Source organism: Streptomyces sp. NPDC127177, from assembly GCF_042672475.1.
In the GTDB taxonomy this organism is placed as follows: domain Bacteria; phylum Actinomycetota; class Actinomycetes; order Streptomycetales; family Streptomycetaceae; genus Streptomyces.
This window is the reverse complement of record NZ_JBHXUW010000130.1, coordinates 1-2,418: the sequence shown is the minus strand read 5'-3', so window position 1 is coordinate 2,418 and position 2,418 is coordinate 1. Positions and strand designations below refer to the sequence as shown.

1 pseudogene is annotated in these 2,418 nt (G+C 70.2%); it reads right to left on the bottom strand.

What is annotated here, in order from left to right:
• A pseudogene (locus ACFVJX_RS35990) lies at positions 1-2,414 on the bottom strand (beta-ketoacyl synthase N-terminal-like domain-containing protein); the annotation flags it as partial.
• Positions 2,415-2,418: the final 4 nt, after the last annotated feature.

Sequence of the window (2,418 nt, the reverse complement as noted above, 5' to 3'; positions counted from 1 at the left end):
GAATGACCCGCCACAAAGTCCGGAACCACACCCCACGACTCCACCAACCGGAACAACGCCACCTCAACCGCGAACAACGCCGGCTGAGTGAAACCGGTGTCATTCAGCAGCTCCACGTCCTCGCCCCACACCACCTCGCGCAGGGAGTACGCGGACGAGGCCTCGATCGCGTCGAGCACGGCGTCGAACGCCGCGGCGAACACCGGGAAGCGGCCGTGGAGTTCACGGCCCATCCCGATGCGCTGGCTGCCCTGACCGGAGAAGAGGGCCGCGGTCCTGCCGACCCGTACGGCTCCGGACTCGACCGAGTTGTCGGGGGCGCCGGAGGCCAGGGCGGTCAGTGCGCGCACGGTCTCCGTCGGCTCGGTCGCCAGGACCACCGCACGGTGCTCGAACCCCGAGCGGGTCGTTGCCAGCGAGTACCCGATGTCCGTCGTGCCGGAGGCATCAGCGCTGTCCGTCATCGACAGCAACCGCGCCGCCTGGTCCGCCAGCGCTTCGGGAGTCCTGCCGGAGAGCACCCACGGCACCACGGCGGGAGGCGTTGCGACCACCGTGCCGCGGATGACCGTGGCCGGCTGCTCCAGAATCACGTGCGCGTTCGTGCCGCTGATCCCGAAGGACGACACACCCGCACGCCGCACCCGGTCCGTCTCCGGCCAAGCCGTGGAGTCCGCGAGAAGCTCCACAGCCCCCTCCGACCAGTCCACGTGCGAGGACGGCTCCGTCACGTGCAAGGTCTGCGGCAGCACACCGTGCCGCATCGCCATGATCATCTTGATCACACCGGCAACGCCTGCGGCGGCCTGCGTGTGACCGATGTTGGACTTCACCGAGCCCAGGAGCAACGGACGCTCCGGGTCCCGGTCACGCCCGTACGTGGCGAGCAGCGCCTGCGCCTCGATCGGGTCGCCGAGTGTCGTGCCGGTGCCGTGCGCCTCGACGGCGTCCACGTCCTCGGCCCCGAGCCCGCCGCTGGCGAGCGCCTGGCGGATGACCCGCTGCTGGGACGGACCGTTGGGCGCCGTCAGACCGTTGGACGCACCATCCTGATTGACCGCCGAACCACGCACCACCGCAAGGATCTCGTGACCATTGCGCAACGCGTCGGACTGCCGCTCGAGCACCAGCATCCCGACACCCTCGGACCAGCCCACACCATCGGCCGACTCGGAGAACGCCTTGCACCGGCCATCGGGGGAGAGTCCGCGCTGGCGCGAGAACTCGACGAAGGTGCCGGGTGTCGACATCACCGTCACGCCGCCCGCCAGTGCGAGCGAGCACTCACCGCTGCGCAGCGCCTGGCCCGCCAGGTGCATCGCCACCAGCGAGGACGAGCACGCCGTGTCCACGGTCATCGCCGGCCCCTCCAGGCCCAGCGTGTACGAGACCCGGCCCGAGGCGACGCTGCCCGCGCTGCCCTGCCCCTGATGGCCTTCGAACTGCTTGCCGTTCAGGGTGGTGCCGTAGTCGTTGTACATCACACCGGCGAAGACGCCGGTCGGCGAGCCCTTGAGTGACACCGGGTCGATCCCGGCCGTCTCGATCGCCTCCCAGGACGCCTCCAGCAACAGCCGCTGCTGCGAGTCCGTCGCCATCGCCTCGCGGGGGCTCATCCCGAAGAACTCCGGGTCGAACTCGCCCGCGTTGTGCAGGAATCCGCCCGAGCGGGTGTACGACGTGCCTGCGTGGCCCGGGTCCGGGTCGTAGAGCCCGTCGATGTCCCAGCCCCGATTGGTCGGGAATCCGGAGACGGCGTCGGTCCCTTGCGTGACCAGCCGCCACAGGTCCTCGGGCGAGGCGACCCCGCCCGGGTAGCGGCAGCTCATTCCGACGACCACGATCGGGTCGTCTGCCACGGAGGGCAGCAGCCCCGCCGGGACCGCGTTGTCGGCCTCGATGCCGAACAACTCGTCGTGGAGGTGGCTGGCCAGCACCGTGGCCGTCGGGTAGTCGAAGATGAGCGTGGCGGTGAGACGGAGGCCCGTGACCGCACTCAGCTTGTTCCGCAGTTCCACTGCCATGAGCGAGTCGAAGCCCAGCTCCCGGAAGGGTGAGACGGGATCGACAGCCATCGCCCCGGCATGGCCGAGGACGAGGGCGACCTGACCGCGCACGAGGTCCAGGAGCTCGTCGTGCCGGGCGGGCGGAGTCAGCTTCGCCAGCCGGGCGAGCAGCCCTTCGGCAGTCGCCGATCCGGCGCCGGCACTCCGCCGCGTCTTGCGGTGACGGACCAATGCACGGAGCAGGTAAGGCACTTCGGCCTGTCCGCGCAGTGCTGCGAGGTCCAGTCGCACCGGGGCAACCAGCGCGTCACCGGTGGCGAGTGCCGCGTCGTACAGGGCGATGCCCTGCTCGACGGTGAGCGGCGGCATCCCGGAACGCGCCAGACGCTCCATGTCCGCCTCACTCACACCA